Source organism: Sorangium sp. So ce128, from assembly GCF_051525245.1.
GTDB lineage: Bacteria > Myxococcota_A > Polyangia > Polyangiales > Polyangiaceae > Sorangium > Sorangium cellulosum_B.
Genome location: NZ_CP150313.1, coordinates 9,463,774 through 9,482,467, shown reverse-complemented (window position 1 = coordinate 9,482,467; position 18,694 = coordinate 9,463,774). Strand labels below are relative to the sequence as shown.

General features: G+C 72.4%; 12 protein-coding genes. 5 read left to right on the top strand and 7 right to left on the bottom strand.

What is annotated here, in order from left to right; genetic code table 11:
* Window positions 1-49: 49 nt before the first annotated feature.
* Window positions 50-985 (top strand): CDP-diacylglycerol--serine O-phosphatidyltransferase, encoded by a 936-nt coding sequence (pssA, locus tag WME82_RS36075; protein WP_438039022.1) that lies wholly within the window; start codon window positions 50-52, stop codon window positions 983-985.
* 13 nt (window positions 986-998) lie between these two features.
* On the opposite strand, the gene WME82_RS36070 is transcribed toward pssA, so the two are convergent.
* The 3 genes from WME82_RS36070 to WME82_RS36060 all read right to left on the bottom strand — a co-directional run bounded on the left by WME82_RS36070 (window position 999) and on the right by WME82_RS36060 (window position 4,903).
* A complete protein-coding gene (locus WME82_RS36070; protein ID WP_438039021.1) occupies window positions 999-1,403 on the bottom strand; it encodes a hypothetical protein in 405 nt (134 codons plus the stop codon).
* 361 nt (window positions 1,404-1,764) lie between these two features.
* Window positions 1,765-3,261, bottom strand: a complete 1,497-nt coding sequence (locus WME82_RS36065) for a lamin tail domain-containing protein (protein WP_438039020.1) — start codon at window positions 3,259-3,261, stop codon at window positions 1,765-1,767.
* Window positions 3,262-3,565: 304 nt separating this feature from the next.
* Window positions 3,566-4,903 carry an STAS domain-containing protein gene (locus tag WME82_RS36060; RefSeq protein WP_438039019.1) on the bottom strand — a complete coding sequence of 446 codons (1,338 nt, stop codon included), beginning with the start codon at window positions 4,901-4,903 and terminating at the stop codon, window positions 3,566-3,568.
* A 443-nt stretch (window positions 4,904-5,346) separates the two neighbouring features.
* On the opposite strand from WME82_RS36060, the gene WME82_RS36055 reads away from it, so the two are divergent.
* Entirely contained in the window at window positions 5,347-6,183 is an 837-nt protein-coding gene (locus WME82_RS36055) for a tetratricopeptide repeat protein (protein ID WP_438039018.1), read from the top strand.
* The gene (locus WME82_RS36050; RefSeq protein WP_438039017.1) at window positions 6,183-7,139 is read left to right on the top strand and encodes a glycoside hydrolase family 75 protein; all 957 of its coding nucleotides are present in this window, start codon (window positions 6,183-6,185) and stop codon (window positions 7,137-7,139) included. Before WME82_RS36055 ends, WME82_RS36050 begins: the two co-directional genes overlap by 1 nt.
* Window positions 7,140-7,212: 73 nt before the next feature.
* On the opposite strand, the gene WME82_RS36045 is transcribed toward WME82_RS36050, so the two are convergent.
* Both WME82_RS36045 and WME82_RS36040 read right to left on the bottom strand, forming a co-directional pair.
* Window positions 7,213-8,463: a hypothetical protein gene (locus WME82_RS36045; protein ID WP_438039016.1), complete on the bottom strand. Its 1,251-nt coding sequence runs from the start codon at window positions 8,461-8,463 to the stop codon at window positions 7,213-7,215.
* A gap of 185 nt (window positions 8,464-8,648) precedes the next feature.
* On the bottom strand, window positions 8,649-8,870 hold the full coding sequence (locus tag WME82_RS36040) for a hypothetical protein (protein ID WP_438039015.1): 222 nt from the start codon (window positions 8,868-8,870) through the stop codon (window positions 8,649-8,651).
* Between the two features lie 751 nt (window positions 8,871-9,621).
* Here WME82_RS36040 and WME82_RS36035 point away from each other — a divergent pair.
* Complete coding sequence (locus WME82_RS36035; protein ID WP_438039014.1) at window positions 9,622-11,079, top strand: formylglycine-generating enzyme family protein; 1,458 nt, start codon at window positions 9,622-9,624, stop codon at window positions 11,077-11,079.
* 29 nt (window positions 11,080-11,108) lie between these two features.
* Window positions 11,109-14,084 (top strand): glycosyltransferase, encoded by a 2,976-nt coding sequence (locus tag WME82_RS36030; RefSeq protein WP_438039013.1) that lies wholly within the window; start codon window positions 11,109-11,111, stop codon window positions 14,082-14,084.
* Between the two features lie 83 nt (window positions 14,085-14,167).
* Here the strand turns inward: WME82_RS36030 and WME82_RS36025 are convergent, their stop codons facing one another.
* Window positions 14,168-16,906 (bottom strand): kelch repeat-containing protein, encoded by a 2,739-nt coding sequence (locus WME82_RS36025; RefSeq protein ID WP_438039012.1) that lies wholly within the window; start codon window positions 16,904-16,906, stop codon window positions 14,168-14,170.
* A 663-nt stretch (window positions 16,907-17,569) separates the two neighbouring features.
* Window positions 17,570-18,343 carry a DUF6748 domain-containing protein gene (locus tag WME82_RS36020; protein ID WP_438039011.1) on the bottom strand — a complete coding sequence of 258 codons (774 nt, stop codon included), beginning with the start codon at window positions 18,341-18,343 and terminating at the stop codon, window positions 17,570-17,572.
* Between the last annotated feature and the right edge of the window lie 351 nt (window positions 18,344-18,694).

Sequence of the window (18,694 nt, the reverse complement as noted above, 5' to 3'; positions counted from 1 at the left end):
CGGGCAGCGGCCTTCAGCCGCGGCGCCCCTATCCCGCGGGATCGCCACCATGTCAGAACATCCTCCAGCAGCGTGGGACACCGGCGTCGGGCCGTGGTGTCCCGCGGGCCCGGGGCAGGCGACGAGCGCGCGCCCCGAGCGCCCTCGCGGCGAGGTGGCGCTGGAGCGGCCGCGGCCCGCGCCAAGGCGGGCCCTGTACCTCGTTCCCAACCTGATCACGCTGTCCTCGGTCTTCTGCGGCTTCGACGCGATACGGCTCTCGGCCTCCGCGCGGTCCGACGGCGACCTCCAGCGCGCCGCGCTCCTCATCCTCGTCGCGATGCTCGCCGACACGCTCGACGGCCGCGTCGCGCGGATGACCCGGACCGAGAGCGCGTTCGGGGTCCAGCTCGACTCGCTGGCCGATCTCGTCTCCTTCGGCGTGGCCCCGGCGCTGCTCGTGTATCAGGGGTCGCTCCACCGCCTCGGTCTCGCCGGCGTGCTCGGCGGGTCCGTGTTCGCCGCGTGCGGCGCGATCCGGCTCGCCCGCTTCAACGTCCTCTCCATGGGTGAGGCGGGCGGGCCGCCGTCGCCCGCGAGGTACATCGTGGGCCTCCCTGTCACGGGCGCCGCGGGGATCCTGATAGCGATCGTCATGACCCGCCACGGCGCGGGCGGGCAACCGGGCGGCGCCGGCGTCGCGCCGGCGGTCCTCGCGACGACGCTGCTCCTCTCGATGCTGATGGTGTCGACCCTCCGGTTCCGCTCGTTCAAGGATCTCCGGCCGGGCCCCCGCACGCTGCTGGCCATCGTGCTCGCGCTCGGATCGAGCGCGCTCCTCTCCGTCCGCTGGGGGCCCGCGCTCGTCCTCGCCGGGGGGCTCGGCGTCTATGTCCTGCTCGGCGTCGTCGAGTCGCTCTGGCGGCTCCCGGCGCTGCGGCGCGGCGCTCCGGCTGCGCTCGAGGCGCGCGCCGCGCGCGCCGGGGGAGGCGAGGAGCGGCCGTAGCGCGGCCCGCCGATCACGGCCTCCCCGACTGCCAGTACCCGTTCCCCTGCTGCTTCCACCACTTCACCTCGGCGCTCGGGGACCCCGGCCACGCGCGATAGGTGTAGATCCCGTCGTCCAGGAGACAGATCGGGTCCTGGTGCTCGTGGCTCAAGCAGACCTTCCCGGGCCCTCTGTCGTACTCGAGGTAGTAATCCACCTGTTCGGGGTCCTGTAGCCCATCATTCCAGATATTTTTCGTTCGTGCCTCCCATCTGCCCATCGACACATAGGTGAACGTTCGATGGGTGGTCCCGGTGACCCCTCCGGCCCTGGTGGTCGGCCCGGAATACGCATAGATCATCATCTGCGCATAGGCGGCCGCCGACGTGAGCGACACGACGGCCAGGGTAGCGAGACCGCGGCGTAGCCTGCTCATGGATCACCCCTCCTGCCATTGAGAGAACGATGCTTGTCTCGGACGATCGGCTGTACGTCAGGCCTCTCTCGGGCCTTGACGCGGTTCACCATCTAGAGCCTTGGCGCCGACCGTCAACCCTGTGTACCGGCCTCCGGGGTACATCCCTCGCGCGGCCGCGAGCAGGCTCGTGCTGGCGGCGCACGCGGCGCTTCAGCGCTCGACCTCGATGGGCTGTCGCGGAGATCTGGAGCGAAGGAGCTGGTTGGCCGCTCGGCGGGACCAGCCCGATCGACTCCTCTGCAAACGCTGGTTCAGGGGCGGCCATGGGTCACGACGACCTGGGGCCAGCGGGGCAATCCACGCTCGTCCGGGCGGCGCCTCAGAACGCCGAGCCGTTCGCGCGACGGCCCGGAGAGGCGCTCGCGCCAAGGGTGCTGTGCAGGGCGAAGGGCGCTCCCGGGGAGGCATCGGGGCTGCGGTTCATCGAGACGCCGTCCTGCGCCGCGAGCCCGCTCGCGTAGGTGACGGTGTCCACGGTCGCGCCCGAGGCGTTTCGCAGCCTGACCGTGTCCCCGCTGTTGCCGAAGTTCAACGACCCCGTGGACGCCGCGACGGCCCCGCTGCCGCTCGGCACGGCGGAGGCGCCGCCATACACCACGATGGCCGTCGAGGGCGCGAGCGACGCGCCGGTCGGGAAGGTGTGGCGCGTCGACGTGCCGTCGGAGAGCGTCCACCCGGCGATGGCCGCCGCCGCCGTGCCGACATTGACGATCTCCACGAACTCGCCGGCCGTGTTGCTGCCCGGCTCGTTCGCGAGGACCTCGTTGATGATCACGGCGGCGGTGCCCGTGCCGCCGCCCCCGCCGCCCGCCCCGCCGCTGCCGCCCACCCCGCCGCTGCCGCCGGCCCCGCCGCTGCCGCCGGCCCCGCCGCCGCCGTCGGGGACCAGGAAGTCGCGCACGACGCCCATGTGCTGCATGTTCGAGGCGCCGCTGTCCGACGAGAGCGCGGGGCTGATCTCGGAGAGCGGCGAGTAGACGCGCGTGTCCGCCACCAGGCCGTTCGCGAAGCTGCTCCCGCCGATCACGACGGCCGTCTCGTACGCCTCCAGGTCGCCGTCGACGAGCACCCAGTCGTAGGGCTTCGTCCTGCCGGCGTTGGTGTTCGCGTTCCCGTTCCGGTCGGCGGGATAGGGCCCGGCCGTGACGACGACGTCCGAGAGGCTCGAGACGCACGCCTCGGTCCGGCTCCCCGTGTTGAAGTCGCCGCCGATCACCAGGTAATCGCCCTGGGCCACGTTCGCCTCGATGAACGAGACGAGGTTCTGCGCCTCCGTGTCGCGCGCGGCCGCGCTGGACGTCAGCAGGTGGACGCTGATCGCGAACACGTGGCCAGGGCCGGGGATATCGATGCGCGCCCACGCGAAGTCCCGGTTGCTCACCGACGTGTCGTCCCACTCGCCGGACGCCACGATCGGCCACCGGCTCACGATCCCGTTCGGGATCTGCGCCCCGCTCTCGCGGTAGTAGCTGAACCCGGCGCCGAACGTCGCGTCGACGAAGGCGCGGAGCTCGGAGGTGGTGTTGCCGCCGTAGTTGAACTCTTGCAGCAGGGTGATATCTGGCTTGATTCCCTGCAGGATGCGCTTGCCGTGCCCGGGATCGTAGCTCTGGTTGTTGCCGCTCGTGATGTTGGCGGCCATGAGCCGGACGCGCGTCGACAGCGCATCGCTGTGCTCGCCGAGGAGCTCCGCCTCCGCGCCCTCGTCCACGTCGAGCGGCGGATAGGCCGCGCACGCGGCCATGGCGAGCGCCGAGGCGAGCAGAGGCAGCCGAACCCATAAGCATCGCTTCAAGAGGGAAGACGTCGATCGCATGGCGCTGCACCGGACCTTTCTGGGGATCGTCTCCTGAAGCATCCCCTCGAATTTCCCGGGAAGATTCACAGGGAGTCGGGGAGACGGGGAGTGAAATACCACCGATCTCCCCGTCTCCCCGCCTCCCTGTTGAATTCTTCTCTGAAAATGCCAGCAAAACGAGGGGTTTGTCAGGAGCGCCTCATTACAGCACGGAACGAGGGCGCGGCGGTGTCGCGTTCGTCCCTGTTCCATGCAGTGATGATGCCGTTCCGGTCACGGACGGACGACACCCGACGTCGGGCGCGCTGGTCGGCTCAGCGGCTCAGCGGCTCGCCATCGCGAACGCGATCCCGCTCTGGAGGGAGCTCTTCACCGCGCAGCGGCCCATGTCCGCGCCGCGCTCGGCGAGGCGCTGGGCGACCTCGGGGCGGATCCCCGTGAGGACCACCCGCGCGCCGAGGAGGCCCGCGACCCGCACCGCCTCGAGCAGCGCCTCCATCGCCGGCGGATCGATCTCGTCCACGCCGGTCAGGTCGATGATGGCGATCCGCGTGCGGCGGTTCGCGATGCCGCGCGACAGCGCCTCGATCATGCGGCGCACCCGCCCGGCCTCGAGCGGGCCGATGAGCGGCACGACCACCACGTCGTCGCGGATGGGGATGAGCGGCACGGACAGCTTCGCCAGCGCGGCGTCCTGGGCCTTGATCACCTCCTCCTGCAGCCGCGCGCGCTCCTCCTCGGCGCGCTTGCGCTCCGTCAGATCGATGCCGGTCATGATGACGAACCGGACCCTCTCGTCCCTGCCGCGCAGGACGGCGCCCGACCACGCCGTCACCCGGCGGGCGCCGTCTGCAGCCGTCCACGGCACCTCCACCTGCTTCTTCGACCCGCCCGCGCCGAGCTGCTCGAAGAGGCCTTCGAGCTGCGCCGACGCGTGCGGATCGGGCGTGAGATCCCAGAGGAACCGGGCCTCCCGGAGCCCCCGCGCGCTCCCCAGCGCCTGCTCGGCGGCGCTGTTCATGCGGACGATGCGGCCCCGCGCGTCGAGCACCACGATGAGGCCGTCGACGAGATCCATGACGGCCGCCATGAAGTCCCGCTCCCTGCTCAGCATCTCCTGCCCGTGCTTGCGCTCGAAGATGCGGCCGAGCTGCCGCGCGATGCGGCCGATGGTCGCCGTGAACTTCCCGTCGTCCGCGTGCTCGGCGTCGGAGAAGAACTCCAGCACGGCCACGACGTCCGCGCCGACCACCACGGGGAACGCGAACCCCGCCTTCACGCCCAGGTTCCTCGCGAGCCTGGCGCGCGGGAAATTGGCGTCCACCGTGACGTTGCGCACCCACGCCGGCTGCTTCGAGGCGAGCACCCTCCCGGGGAGACCGAGCCCCGCGGTGAACTGTGTCGCTTCCGTGACAGCCTTGAACGTCGCGAACTTTGCTTCATCGTTCAGGTGCCAGAGCGCCGTGGGAAGGAGCAGAGACGGATCGTCCGCGGCCGGCACGTACGCATGCCCGACCGGCCAGCCGAGGTGATTGCAAATGTGCGTGATGGTGCGATGCAGCGCCTCTTCGACGCTCGCTGCCTCGTGGACGTCGACGGTGACCACCCGGAGCAGGTCCACGAGCGACCGCTCATCCGTCAGGACATTGTCGAGCCTCAATCGAGCTCGCGCCGCCAGTTCATCCGAGCGTTTGAGGGGGCAAGTCATGCATGAAGCCGTACCATGCGCCATGTATCGAATCCGTTTCGACGCGGCGTCGTCGGCGGTCCGCTCGTTTCGCTCGTTCGCCATGGACCGGCGCGGCGCGCGCGGCCCCTGGCCAGCGCCGCGGCGCCGCGGTGACCTCGCCGGGCGGGCGGCGGGCGCGCCGGGGATGCTGGGAGATCACGGCGCTCGTCATCCGAGTCGTCCGAGTCGTCGCTGGACGGTGGTGCGCTCTTCCCCTTAAGGTGTCGGCCGCCGCGGCGAGGCGGCGCGCGCGGGCGCGCGGGGCCGTGAAGCAGGCGACGGCCATGGCGCCCTCTCCGGTTTCTACTCCGGTTTCTGACCGCTTCTGACCGCTTCTGACCGCTTCTGACCGCTTCTGACGGACAAGGATGATGATGCTCTCGAACTGTCTTCGCCGGTGTGCGTTCGTTGTGGCGTTGCTGGCTGCCGTGCCCGCGCTCGGGGCGCCTCCGCCGGACGGCGCCGCGGCCGAGGCGCAGCAGGCCGCCCGGACCAAGGCGCACGAGGGGCTCAAGCTGTACGGCGCGGACCGCTGGCAGGAGGCGTTCGACGTCTTCCAGGAGGCGGATCGCCTCTTTCATGCGCCGACGCTGGTGCTCTACATGGCGCGGTGCCAGCGCAAGCTCGGCCGCCTGGAGGCCGCGCGCGACCTGTACGAGCAGGTCCTCGGCGAGCCGCTCCCGGAGGATCCGCCGACGGCGTTCCTCGAGGCGCGGAAGGACGCCGAGACCGAGCTCGCCGGCGTGCGCGCCGCGCTGGACGCGGCGGCGGTGAAGGCGCCCCCTCGCGCCGAGCCCGCGGCGCCGGCCGGGGCGGAGGGCGGCGGCTCGCTGGTCCCCGCCGGCGTCGCGTTCGGGCTCGGGGCGGTGGGCATCGGCGTCGGCGCCGTGACCGGCCTCATGTCGCTGTCGCAGGTCTCGGACATCAGGTCGCGCTGCGAGGGCCGGCGCTGCCCGGCCGAGCTGCAAGGCGACGCGGATGCAGCGGCCACGCTGGGCCATGTGTCCACCGTGGGCTTCGCCGTGGGCGCGGCGGCGGCCGCGGCGGGCGTCGTGCTGCTCGTGGTCCGGCCCGGCGGCGGCAGCGCGTCCGAGGCCGCGGGCGCGCCTGCGGCTGCGGGCGCGACGCCGCGAGCGCCGCGAGCGCCGCGCGGCGTGGTCTGGAGCGCCGGGGTGGGCCTCGGGCGGATCGAGCTCCAGGGGACGTTCTGATGCGAGCGCTGGCGCCATGCGCGAGGAGGGCGTGGCTCGGGGGAGCGCTCGCGGCCTTGGCGCTCTCCGGCGGCGGCGCGTGTACGAGCCTCTCCGGGGTCGGCGATCTCGAGTTCGGCGCCGGCCAGGGCGGGGGAGGCGCAGGTCAGGGAGGCGTCGGCCAGGGAGGCGTCGGCCAGGGAGGCGCAGGCGGGAGCGGCGCCGGCAGCACAGGCGGGGGCGGCGCAAGCGAGGGAGGCGCTGGCGCCGGCGAGGGGGGCGCTGGCGAGGGAGGCACAGGCGGGGGAGGCGCAGGTCAGGGAGGCGCCGGCGAGGGTGGCGCCGGCGAGGGCGGAGCCGGCGGGGGTCAGGCGCCGGGCCCTCCGACGGCGGCGGAGCTGCTCGCGCTCACGGCGTCGTGCCGCCCGGCCTCGTCGGGGCTCTTCAGGAACGCGTTTGATGGTAACGCGGAGCCCGGCATCCCTGTCTGCGGGCTGAACGGGGCGTACTTCTGGCAAGCCGGGATGGGGATCGACTGCGACGGTCTATCCCATGAGTCCTCCGAGTGTCCCTCGTCGACTGCTCACACGGCGCTGGCCGACTCGCAGGGAAACGCGCTCGACTCGGTCCATCTCCCGTTCGTCGTCGCCCCCAACAGCTGGCCTGACGAATGCGACGCGGTGGCGTGGAATCACAAGGACGCCGGTGTCGAGCTGGGGGCCGTGGTGGCGGTCATCCGCGGCGACACGGTCGCCTATGGCATCCTCGGCGATACCGGGGAGTGCGATACGATCGGGATGGGATCGTACGCGATGGCGCAGGCCGTAGGCATCGAGCGGCCGGGCGCCGGGGTGGAGAGCGGCGTCACCTACATCGCGTTCGCGGGGCCGCGGGCGGTCGTGGATCCTGTCGAGGATCACGCGAAGGCCGAGGAGCTGGGGATCCAGCTCGCGGCCGAGCTCCTCGCGGCTCCCTGAGCGAGCGGCACGGGAGCGGGAGGATCACCGCGGGGTGGCGCAGGGCCGCCCCGCGGCGCCTGTCATCGCGACGTCAGTCGCACGTCGCGGTCTGGCAGGCCTCCATCTCCGCGGCGCACGCCTCGCCCACGCACGTGTTGCAGGCTTCGGCGTCCTGGCCGCTGCACGCCTCGATGCAGGCGCCGTTCCCTGCCGTCATCTGGCAGCCGAGCGCCGCCGAGAGCTGGGGCCCGACGCTCTCGCAGCTGTTCACCACGCAGCCGAAGACCTCGGCCTCCCCGTTGCCGTTGTTGATGCATTCGAACGTCTCGGCGCACGTGGCCGTCCCGTCGCCGAACCACGTCGCCGCGTTCAGACCCTCCTCGGTGGCGCAGTTCTCGTAGGCCGGCGAGCGCGGGAAGTACGGCCCGATCAGCATGCACATCTCGTCGCGGCTGGTCAGGCCCTGCGCGATGGTGCGATCCTCGACGTTGTTGAACTCGCAGCGGTAGTCCAGGGACTCTCCCGCCTTGAGCTCGAGGAACGGCGTGAACTCCCTCGTCGGGACCCCCTCCCACCTGTCGTGGGCATAGAGCTCCGTCATCGTGCCGTCGAGATCGACCTTGTGCGCGACGTAGCCCGCGCCGCGGCGATGCATGTGCGACTGGAACGCCACGATCGAGATATCGTTCTCGGTGACGCAACGCATACGCGCCGTGGACTTTCCGTGCGCCGGCACGCTGATGAAGGGGTTGTAATGGAAGAGCATGCCCGCCTCGACCTTCACCTCGTCATCCGCGATCGTGTAGAGGTTGATGCGCGCGTCGGTCTCGATGGCCTCGGGCGACGCGTTCACGTAATGGGTGTTCATGAGGAGCACCGTGCCCGGCGCGACCTTGAGCGCCACGCCCTCCGGGAGCTCGCCCAGGAACGAGTTGCCGTCGGGCGACTGGGAGCCGGCGACCACGCCGGTGGCGTCCCAGTCGGCCTGGGGGCCGTCGTTGCAGTCGTGGACCTGGCTCGCGTCCAGGGCGACGCCCCGGCGCGTCTCGGTCGGGATCGACGTGTAGGGCGTCGCGTACAGGAGCACATGGTGGCTCCCGCCGGAGTACCGCACCATCTCCCGGTTGACGTTGAGCCCCTCCGGCGGCGCGACGAAGAGCTGGCAGCGCTCGATCTCCTGCCCCGGCTCGAGCGTGGAGACCATCCGATACTGCACTCCGGTGCCCTCGGCCGGCGGCGCCAGCAGCTCGCCCTCGGAGGGTTGAGGATTGGTGTCCGAGGAAGAACAGCCGAAGAGCGCGACTGCGCCGAGGAGAGCGATGAGTGAGGTCGTTGTTCGCATGCGTTGATCCCTGCCGTGTGTTGGTATCGCATCTCGCGCGCGCCGGTCGTGTCGCGCGCACATGGCTCCCGGGGGCTCGCGGAGGGGCGCGCGCCCGGGGAAATCGATCGACGCCGGCTGGTCCGCGCCGGCATGTCCGCGGCCGACCTCATCCCATCGAGGGCGGAGGCGGACGGATAATGAAGTCATTTCCAGGATCGAGGGCGGCCGCGCCCGCTCGGCCGGTCCCGCGAGCCCCATCTCGGAGAGCGGCCGAGCAGCGTGTCGATGGCGAGCCGCACCTCGAGGCGAGCCAGCGTCGCCTCGATGCAATAGTGATTGCCGCCGCCGAAAGCAATGTCCTTGTCGGCGCCCCGCCGCAGATCAAACGCGGACGCGCGGGGGTAGATGATCGTACCGCTCACCATGTCGACACGTACGCTCGGCGCCGCGCCGAACTCCCCACTGTCCTCGCTGCCATCCGCCGCGGCGAGGGGCGCATGTGGCGACTTGGCGGTCCCTCATGCAGGCAGGATGGGGGAATCCCCCCACCACCCACACGTGAGTCTGTCGCGAGAGCGAGGACAGGCTGTGCTCGTCCAGCCGCTCGCAGCTCGCGGTTCAAGGCGCGCTGCGGGTCGTTCGCTGTGAGCTCCCACGCTGAACGATCGGTCGTCAGGCGGCCATCGCGCAGCAAGGATGCGACGTCCTCAGCGCCGGAGGACGAGCCATGCGCCCCGCGCTCGTCCTCGTGACATGGCACATCGAACGCCTCGGCCGACAGTGCGTACATCCTTTCGCTTCGCTGTGAGTTGTGACCAGGGCGCGCTCGACCGCGGTTGAGTCCGGCGTCGAGCATCGCTGGATGCCATACGGACGAGCGCCTGTCGAGCCTCGATCCCGGCCCCGATGGGTCCGCCGGAGCGGCGTTGGAAGGCCGTTTTGTAGCTGTTTTCGCGCTGGTGCCGGTCAGATCGTCTGTTGAGTGAAGAACTGTAAAGACGTTTTGATAAGCGTGATGTCGCGAGCGGCGCAAGGTAGCGGGGTAGGGGCGCGCGCCGGCGCGCCCGCTGCTCCGGCAGGCCGAGGGCCATCCGGGCGCCCACCGCCGCTCGGTCGCCTGCGGCGCTCGGGTCGCTGCGAGCGCACCTCGGCCGCGCGCTCTGGTAGCCTGGGCCGGTGCAGCCTCGCGCCACCGCCTGCCGCGTCCCTCCTGCGCTCGTCCTCGGGGCGGCCGTCGCCCTCCTCGCCCCGGCCTCGGCGCAGGCCGCGGATCCGGCGCCCGCCGTCGCGATCGACCTCGGGGGGGTGCAGCTCGATCTCGTGCTCGTGAAGGCGGGGCGCTTCCGCCAGGGCTCGCCGCCCGCGGAGGCCGGGCGCGGCGACGACGAGGCGGTCCGGGACGTGACCCTCGGCCGCGACTTCTACCTGGGGAAGTTTCCGGTCACGGTCGGGCAGTTCGCGCGCTTCGCAGCGGAGACCGGCTACCGCACGGAGGCCGAGGCCGGCGCCTCCGGCGGGTTCGGGTTCGACGGCAAGGGCCTCTCGCAGCGCAAGGAGTTCACCTGGAGGACTCCCGGCTTCCCGCAGACCGACGTGCACCCGGTCACGCTGGTGACCTTCAAGGACGCGGGCGAGTTCACCCGCTGGCTGACGCAGAAGACCGGCCGCGCGTTCGACCTGCCGACGGAGGCGCAATGGGAGTACGCCGACCGCGCGGGGACCCAGACGCGGTTCTATGCGGGGGACAACGACAGCGCCGCGGCCGCCATCGGATGGTTCAAGGGCAACGCGGGGAGCGGGACGAGGCCTGTCGGGCAGAAGCAGCCGAACGCCTTCGGCCTGCACGACATGAGCGGCAATGTCTACGAGTGGTGTCGCGACTGGTACGGCCCCTATGCGCCCGGCCCGGCGGCCGACCCCGAGCAGACGGCGCCCCCGGCCGGCGACAAGCCCCGGCGCGTGCTGCGCGGCGGATCGTGGCTCAAGGACGCGAAGCACCTGCGCGCCGCGGCGCGGTACCGCAACGACCCTGGCAGCCGCAACGCGGACAACGGCTTCCGCGTGGTCGCCGCGCTCTCGGCGAGCGCCCCTGCCGCGGCGCCTGGGCCGACCCCGCCGCCGGCGGCGACCGCGCAGGCGCCGCGCTCGAGCTCCTGGTCGACCGCGGCGACGGTGGGGTTCGTCGGCGGCGGCGTCGTCCTGGCCAGCGCCGTCATCGGCCTCATCGGCCTGCTCGTGCGCCGCGCGGTCGGCCGCAGGCCCATGGCCGGGGCGCCGCCCGGCGTGACGTTCCGGCCGCAGGGCGACGGCTTCTGGCTGCACGCGCCCCCGCACCTGCACGGGTCGATGCTCCACTACCGCTGCCTCGTGAAGGGCGCGATGCGGCGCGCGTCGGTCCCGATCGAGCCGGGCCCGCGCGGGCAGTTCGTCTACACGGGCGGCGTCCCGTCCGCCGTGGAGGTGGAGCAGATCGGCGCGGCCGCGTGGGCCGCTCCGCGCGCGGCCGGGTGGGCCGCGGCGCCGTCCGCCGCGCCGCGCGCGGCCGCCGCGGGGCACAGGGCGCGGGACCGGATCTCGAGCGCGCCGGACGTGGCCGCTGCCGCGCCGTTCCGCGGCTATCCGTCGGCCTACTGAGCCGCGCCGCTCGATCTCACATGGTTCGCATGTTCCGCAGCTCCCGCATGCGCCGCCCGCTCTGCGCCGTCTTCGCCGAAGCGCCCGCGCACCGCGCCCGCGCCGGCCGCACGCTGCGCGCGCTCCGGCTCGCCGGGCTCGCGCCGGTCGATCTCACGGCGGCGCCGCTCGCGGCCGCGGCGGAGGCGCTCGCGGCGGGGCCGGTGTGGCTCGTGCGCGGGGGCGCCTGGCCTGCGCCCTCCGCGGCGATCGAGCCGGACCCGTTCCCGCCGCCGAGCGACACCGGGCTGCCGCTCTGCGCGCTCGGCGCCGTCCTTGCGCCGATCGACCACGCCGCGCCCTCCGTGGCCGAGCCGGACGCCACGGCGTGGGCCGAGCTGCTGCGCGCCACGGGCGGCGAGCTGAGCCGCGCCGCGCGCGCCCGCCGCGCTCCGGGGCTGCCCCGCGCGGCGAGCGTGTACCTCGACGGGGCGCTCGCCGCGGGCGTCGCGGCGCGGCTCGGCGCGGGCGAGCCGCTCGACGCCGCGCTCCAGGGCGAGCTCGGGGCGCGGCGGGCGCGCGTGGTGCGGCACGCGCCGCTCGACGTGTGCGACGGCGCGGCGCTGCGGGTCGCGCAGGTGGTGACCAGCCTGCAGCAGGGGGGCGCCGAGCGGATCGCGATCGACCTCGCGAGGGAGCTGCCGCGGCGCGGCGTGCGCTCGCTCGTCTGCGCGGTGTACCGGCCGACCCGCGCCACGTTCGCCGCGCCGCCGGAGGCGCTCGATCTGTCCGATGCGCGCGGAGACCGGGAGGCGCGCTTCGACGCGCTCGCCCGCGGGCTCGCCGCGTGGGGCGCGGATCTCGCGCACGCGCACCTGTTCGACGCCGAGGACCTCGCGCGGCTGTCCGCGCGCGGGTACCGCCCGCTCGTCACGGTGCACAACGTGGCTGCAGGCTGGCCGGCGGGGCTCGATCGCCTCGCTCCGGACGACGCGGCGCTGCTCGTTGCGTGCGCGCGCGCGGTCGAGGCGGAGCTCGCGGAGCGCGCGCTGCCGATCCCGGCGCGCACGGTCTGGAACGGCATCGACCTCGCGCCTGCAGAGGCGGCTCGCCGGGCCGAGGCAGCGGAGGCGCCTGGGTCGGGGGAGGCGGTGCGCCGATCCCGGTCGGCGGAGGCCGCGGCGTGGCGGAGGCGCCTCGAGATCGCGCCGGACGACCTCGTGCTGCTCGCCGTGGCGAACCCGCGGCCGCAGAAGCGGCTGCACCTGCTGCCTGGAATCCTCGCGGCCACGCGGGCCGCGCTGGCGGCGGCCGGCGACCCGCGGGCGGCTCGGCTCGTCATCGCCGGGAGCGCATCGCCGGGCAGCGAGCAGGCGCTGGCCGCGGAAGCGGAGATCCGGCGCGAGGTCGACCGGCTCGGCCTGCGCGCCGAGGTGCGCTTCGCGGGGGCGGTCGGCGACGTCGCCGGGCTGCTCGCGGCGGCCGACGTCCTCGTGTCGCCGAGCGCCCACGAGGGGCTGAGCCTCGCGCACCTGGAGGCGCTCGCGGCGGGCCTCCCGGTCGTCGCGACCGGCGCCGGCGGCACCGCGGAGATCGCGGCCGAGACGCCGGCGATGGTCCACCTGCCGCTCGACGCCGCGCCCGAGCGGTTCGCCGGGGCGATCGTGGCGGCGGCGCGCACCGGCGCCGCGGGCGACGCGCGCGGCGTGTCGACGAGCGGCCGGGAGGTCGTGGCGGAGGCGCGCGCCGGCGTAGGGCCGCCGAGCGGCCGGGAGGTCGTGGCGCGGCACTTCAGCCTCGCGCGGATGGCCGAGGGGTATGCGCGGCTCTACCCGCGGGCGATCGCGCGGAACCGCGGTGTGCACCGGGGCGACGGGCTGCTCCTCGTCACGAACAACTTCTCGATGGGCGGGGCCCAGTCCAGCGCGCGCAGGCTGCTGCTCGGCCTCGCGGCGGCCGGCGTGCGCGGCCGGGCGGCCGTGATCGAGGAGCAGCCGGAGTACCCGACGCCGGGGCGCCGCGCGCTCGCGGCCGCGGGCATTCCGGTGCTGGCGGTGCCGCCGCCGGCCGACATCGAGCCGGCCGAGGCGGTGGAGCGCCTGCTGCGCGCGATGGAGGAGGACCCGCCGGAGGCCGTGCTGATGTGGAACGTGATCGCCGAGCACAAGGTGCTCCTGGCCGACGGGCTGCTCGACGTCCCGCTCTTCGACGTCAGCCCGGGCGAGATGTACTTCGCCTCGCTGCGCCGGTATTTCGCGTCGCCGCGCCGCGCGCTGCCGTACCGCGCGCCGCGCGACTATGGAGCTCGTCTTGCGGGGGTGATCGTCAAGTACGGGGCCGAGGCGGCGCTCGCCGCCGAGGTGCTCGGGGCGCCGGCGCATGTGGTGCCGAACGGCGTGGCGCTCGGCCCGCGCCCGTCTGCGGCGCTGCGCGCGCCGGCGCCCGAGCAGCGCGCGTCCGGCGGCGGGCACGGGCGGCTCGCGATCGGGACGGCGGCGCGCATCCACCCGCACAAGAAGCTCGACGAGCTCCTCGCCGCGCTGCGCCTCGCGACGCCGCGCTTGCCGCCGCACGTGCTGCGCATCGCGGGCGGCGTGGAGCGCGGCGCCGAGGCGCACGCCGAGGAGCTGCGGCGGATGGCGGCGGGGCTGTCGGTCGAGTGGCTCGGCGAGCTCGCCGACACGCGCGCGTTCCTGCGCGAGCTCGACGTGTTCGCGCTGATCGCCGAGCCCGCCGGGTGCCCGAACGCGTCGCTGGAGGCGATGGCCGAGGGGCTGCCGGTGGTGGCCACGGCGGTCGGCGGCATGGCCGAGCAGGTGGACGACGGCGTGACGGGCCGGCTGGTGCCGCCGGGCGACGCCGAGGCGCTCGCCGCGGCGCTCGTGGAACTGGGCGCCGAACCGGCGCGGCGGGCGCGCATGGGAACGGCGGGGTGGGAGCGCGCGCGGGAGCGGTTCTCGCTGGAGAGGATGGTCGCCGATTACGTGGGCGTGTGCCTGGGCGGGCGGGACGTGCGTAGAGACTAGCCAATACAGCGTTGCCCAAGGACGAATCTGCCGTGGCGAACCGTCGCGATCCGGGCGAAGCGGACGCGATGGCCCCGCGGGCGTCAGGGGGTGTAGATCTCGACGCTCCCGTCGTAATTGCCCACGTTGATCACCCTGCCGTCCGCGAGCAGGAGCATCATGCCGCGCAACGTATAGGGCTGGTCCATCGGCCCCGTCGTGGTCCACGTGTTCGATACCGGGCTGTAGACCTGGGTGCTCCGGAGCATGCCGGCGCCGTTTCGCCCCCCCGCGATGAGCACCCTGCCGTCGTTGAGCCGCGTCGCGTCGTGCATGGAGCGGGCGATGATCGCAGGACCGGCTGACCAGGCGTTCGACGCCGGATGATATATCTCGGTGGTCGACAGATAACTCGAGGCATCGCCCCCTCCGACGACCAGCACGTCACCGCTGGCGAGCAGCGTGGCGGTATGATCTGCGCGAGCGGCACTCATGTCGCTCGCAGCCGTCCACCCGTCGGTCATCGGATCGTAAATTTCGGCGGTCTTGGTATAGCTATCGTTGCTTGTGCGCCGGCCTCCGGTGACCAGCACCTTGCCGTTCTGGAGCAGCGTCGCGGTGTGAGCCCAACGGGGAACGACCATGAGCCCGGCCGTCGACCAGATGTTGGTCGACGGGTTGAAGAGCGCGGTGGGCGCCTCACCGTTGCCACCGTTGGGATTTCCCCCGGCGACCAGCACCTTGCCGGTCTGAAGCAACGTCGCGGTATGGGAGGTCCGGGCGAAATCGAAGCCCGTGGGTCCCATCGACGACCACGTGTTGGTGGCGGGGGTGTAGAGCGCGGCGCTCTCCAGCGCAGAGACGTCCTCAAAGCCCCCCACGACCAGCACCTTGCCGTTCCCGAGCAGCGTCATCGTGTGCCATGTTCGGTCCACTGGCATGTCGGGCGCGGACGTCCAGGTGTTGGTCGTCGGGTTGTACAGCTCGGCAGTATTCTCGGGGTCCTCGTCGTCATCGTCGTCGTATCCGCCCGTCACGAGCACCCTGCCGTCCTGGAGCCGCACCGCGGCACCGGCGGGGTGGGCCATGGCCATAGGCGCGACGAACTTCCACGTCTCGGCGTCGAGGTCGTAGAGCTCGGCGCTCGCCAGGTACCCGGTCGTGAGGCCGTCGTGCCTGAAGCCGCCCGCGATGAGCACCTTGCTGAGGCCCAGCGGCGTCGCGGTGTGCTGGGTGCGCTTGCTGCCCATTGGCTTGATGGCGATCCAGGTGTTGGTCGCCGGATCGTACATCTGCGCGCTGTCGGTCTCCGTGCTACTCGCGGTGGTTCCGCCCGTGACGAGCACCTTGCCGCTCAGGAATCGAGTCGCCGTGTGGGACATGCGGGGGGTGGTCATCGACGCGGCCGGGGTCCAGGCGGGCGGCGTCCCCGGCGTGTAGATCTCGGCGCTCGAGAGCTCGTGAGAGTTCGAGTCGGCGCCGCCCACCATCAGCACCCTGCCATCCGGAAGCAGCGTCGCCGTGTGCTTGTTGCGGGCAACGCCCATCCATCCCGCCGCCGACCATGTGTTGTTGCTCGGGTCGTAGAGCGCCGCGCTCGTCAGGTAGGCGGCATTGCGCCCGCCCGCGACGAGCACCTTGCCGTCGAGGAGCCGCGTCGCCGTGTGCCCGCTGCGGCTCGTGGTCATGGGCGCGGCCGGCAACCAGCTATTGGACCCGGGAGTGTAGAGCTCGGTGCTCGCCAAGTAGGTGGAGCTGTCACTCTGGCCGCCGGTCACGAGCACCTTGCCGTCCTCGACCGGCGTCGCGGTGTGCCCGGAGCGCGCCACGGTCAGGCTCCCGGCCGATGACCAGCTGTTCGTGTTCGGGTCATAGAGCTCCGCGCTCGCGAGGGACACGTTGGAGGCGTTGCTGCCGCCCGCGATGAGCACCCGGCCGTTGCTCAGCCGCGTCGCCGTGTGGTAGCGGCGGGCGGTGGTCAGCGACCCGGCCGGCGACCAGCTGTTCGTGTCCCGGTCATAGAGATCCGCGCTCGCAACGACAGCGCCGTTGTAGCCGCCCACGATGAGCACGTCGCCGCTCGAGAGCACCGTCGCTGTATGCCCGCTGCGCGCCGTGCTCATCGCGGGCGCCCACGTCCAGACCGGGTCGATCAGCGCCGGCTCTCCACCCGCGTCGGCCCACAGCTCGATCGTCGCCCCGCGCACCGCGAGGCGCACGGCGATCGGCCGGCCGCCGCGCGCGTACGCCGCCGGCGCCGTCACGCGCAGCCGCGCCGCGCCGGCCTCGTCGACCACCTCGACCGCGTCCCGCTGCTGCCGGAGCGTCGCGCCCTCGACCTGCCACACCGCCGCGGGCGCATCCGCGCGCGCCACGCCCGCGTCGAGCAGCAGCCACTCCTCGTAGCCCGCGTCGATCGCCGACCAGAACGACGTGCCGCCCTTGCGCGGATACGCCACCGCGCGCTCGGTGAGCTCGCCCTCGCCCTCGGCGTCGAGCTCGCGCACGCGCGCCTCGAACCCGCCGGGCAGATGAAACCGGATCTCGCCCTCGCCGCGGGCCGGCAGGGCGGCGTGCAGCCCGCCGCGGCGCAGCAACGCTGCCTCGATGTCGAGCTCGCGGCTCGGATCGCTGAGCGAAGCGAGCGAGAAACCGCCGTTGACCGCGACGAACGCCTCGCTGGCCTCGAGGACCTGCGCTGCCTGGTCGGGGAACTGCTGCCGCAGCTTGACGCCTGCGGGCGCTTCGGGGCCGCAGCCGGCGCCGCCGGCCAGCAGCGCCCCACCGAACAACCATGTCGATAAGATGAATAGCCACCGTTGAAATGGTGATTGAAAATGCATCGCTGATCTCCTCTTGAACCACCGGCGCCCAGAGACGGCAGGCCCCCATGTGCGCGTGCGCGTGCGTGAATGCAGAAGGCGTACCAGCCGATTCACGTGGAGAGGCGCGTCGATCTCTCGCCATCTCGCGCTACAATGCTCGTCGGCGCGGTCGCGTGGCCCGTCGCAGGCTGCTGTCCGCTGCCGTCACGTGGCTGGCGCGCGCCTGCGCGCAGCGCCGCCCCCTCGGGCTGGCGCTGCCGCCTCCAGGCCCTCCACGTGACATGTCACGCCGCGATCGTGACATGTCGCGTGACATGTCACGCTGCCCTGGCGGTCGGTGAAGCACCTCGCTCGCAGGCTGCCGAGCGAACACGGCCCTTCGAGCCATGGATAAGTCGTTGCGCTCGTTCAGCTCCCGGCCGTGCGGGCGAGCCCGTTCTGGGTCGCGTAGGCGATCCCGGACTTAGCGTGTGCTGCGCATGACGAGGTTGCCCCGGGTGATGTCGAGCCCGACGAGCGGAGGCTCTCGTTCAACATGGAACGAACCGGTCGGACTCGGCTCCGCAAGCTCACCACCGGAGCAAAAGCGCTTGCCACGGGTGTCATCGCCTTCGCGGCGTTGGCCATGATCTGGTTTGTCGTGAACGCGGCGCGCAAGAAGCACGAGCCGCCCAGCCGGCGTCACTTCAGGCGCAGGTAGAACTCCGCCGCGTCGAGGCGGTTCATCGAGCCGGCCGGGCCGGTGATGACCGTGTGTTGACCGGCGACCAGCAGACCGGGCGTGGAGAGCGCCGTCATGCCGCCTTCGACCTGCTTTACCGTGGCCCCGGACGCGGACAGATCGACGCCGTCGAGCGGACCGCTCAGGTTGGTGTTCAGGCTATGCTCGGAGAAGGAGGGGCAGGGATACGTCACGCACACGATCCCGGCGCTGTCGACCCGAGAAAAGTGGCCCTTCGGCGCATTGCCCGTCGCCCCGAGCCAGATTTCGCTGGCGACGAGGACGTCAGCCGGCCGCGACCGCAGGTCGCCGAGCTGGACCTGCTTCAGGCCGCCGCGGACCAGCGCCTGCCCGGCACCGAACGCCTCTCTGGCTTTGGCCTCGGTCGAGCGATCGAGCCCGAGCCCGGACAGATCCAGCTCGAACATGTGGCATTCTTCTTGCCAAATTCCATCGGCGCAGCGGGTCACGCTCGTGTTGACGCGGGCGACGAAATGGCCGCCGCACATCGGCGCGGCGCATCTGCGGTAGTCAGGATGGGTCGCGATGAAATAGTCCGCCACGGCGACCTCGGCCGCGGCCAGCGCGCCGACATCGTCCTCGACGTCGAGCTCGGCCTGGGCGAGGTCCCCTGCGACACCGCCCTCGCGCGGGGCTTCGCAGGCGAGCGCTGGCGCGGCCAGCACGCCGAGCAGGGCGAGCAGCGAGAGGCGATGATGGGTGAGGTTGAACATCGATGTTCTCCAGGAGCGGACACGGGTCAACGTGGATGCGAGCGCCTCGGCCGGTCCGCAGGCTCGAGGCGCCTTCATGGGCTTCCACGCGTCGAGGGGGCGAGCCGTCGCGAGCACGTACGCCCCTGCCGCCCTGCCACCTGCTCGCCGTGCTTCGCCCGGAGACGATCGCCTCCAACGAATGAATGTAGTGTGCTACCAGACCTGCCGAGTGAAAAGCTGGCCGGAGCAAGAATTCGACGAGCAACGAGGCGTCGCGAAATCGTCCTGAAGTGACGTGGATTGTGCGGGACTGTCCCCCAAGCTCATCGGTGCTTTACGGAGAGCTTGACGAACTATGCTGGCACGGGA

Excerpts from the sequence above, each read along its gene's own strand:
- pssA (WP_438039022.1), top strand. The coding sequence starts at position 50 with ATGTCAGAACATCCTCCAGCAGCGTGGGACACCGGCGTCGGGCCGTGG.
- WME82_RS36070 (WP_438039021.1), bottom strand. The coding sequence starts at position 1,403 with ATGAGCAGGCTACGCCGCGGTCTCGCTACCCTGGCCGTCGTGTCGCTC.
- WME82_RS36065 (WP_438039020.1), bottom strand. The coding sequence starts at position 3,261 with ATGCGATCGACGTCTTCCCTCTTGAAGCGATGCTTATGGGTTCGGCTG.
- WME82_RS36055 (WP_438039018.1), top strand. The coding sequence starts at position 5,347 with ATGCTCTCGAACTGTCTTCGCCGGTGTGCGTTCGTTGTGGCGTTGCTG.
- WME82_RS36050 (WP_438039017.1), top strand. The coding sequence starts at position 6,183 with ATGCGAGCGCTGGCGCCATGCGCGAGGAGGGCGTGGCTCGGGGGAGCG.
- WME82_RS36045 (WP_438039016.1), bottom strand. The coding sequence starts at position 8,463 with ATGCGAACAACGACCTCACTCATCGCTCTCCTCGGCGCAGTCGCGCTC.
- WME82_RS36040 (WP_438039015.1), bottom strand. The coding sequence starts at position 8,870 with ATGGTGAGCGGTACGATCATCTACCCCCGCGCGTCCGCGTTTGATCTG.
- WME82_RS36030 (WP_438039013.1), top strand. The coding sequence starts at position 11,109 with ATGTTCCGCAGCTCCCGCATGCGCCGCCCGCTCTGCGCCGTCTTCGCC.
- WME82_RS36025 (WP_438039012.1), bottom strand. The coding sequence starts at position 16,906 with ATGCATTTTCAATCACCATTTCAACGGTGGCTATTCATCTTATCGACA.
- WME82_RS36020 (WP_438039011.1), bottom strand. The coding sequence starts at position 18,343 with ATGTTCAACCTCACCCATCATCGCCTCTCGCTGCTCGCCCTGCTCGGC.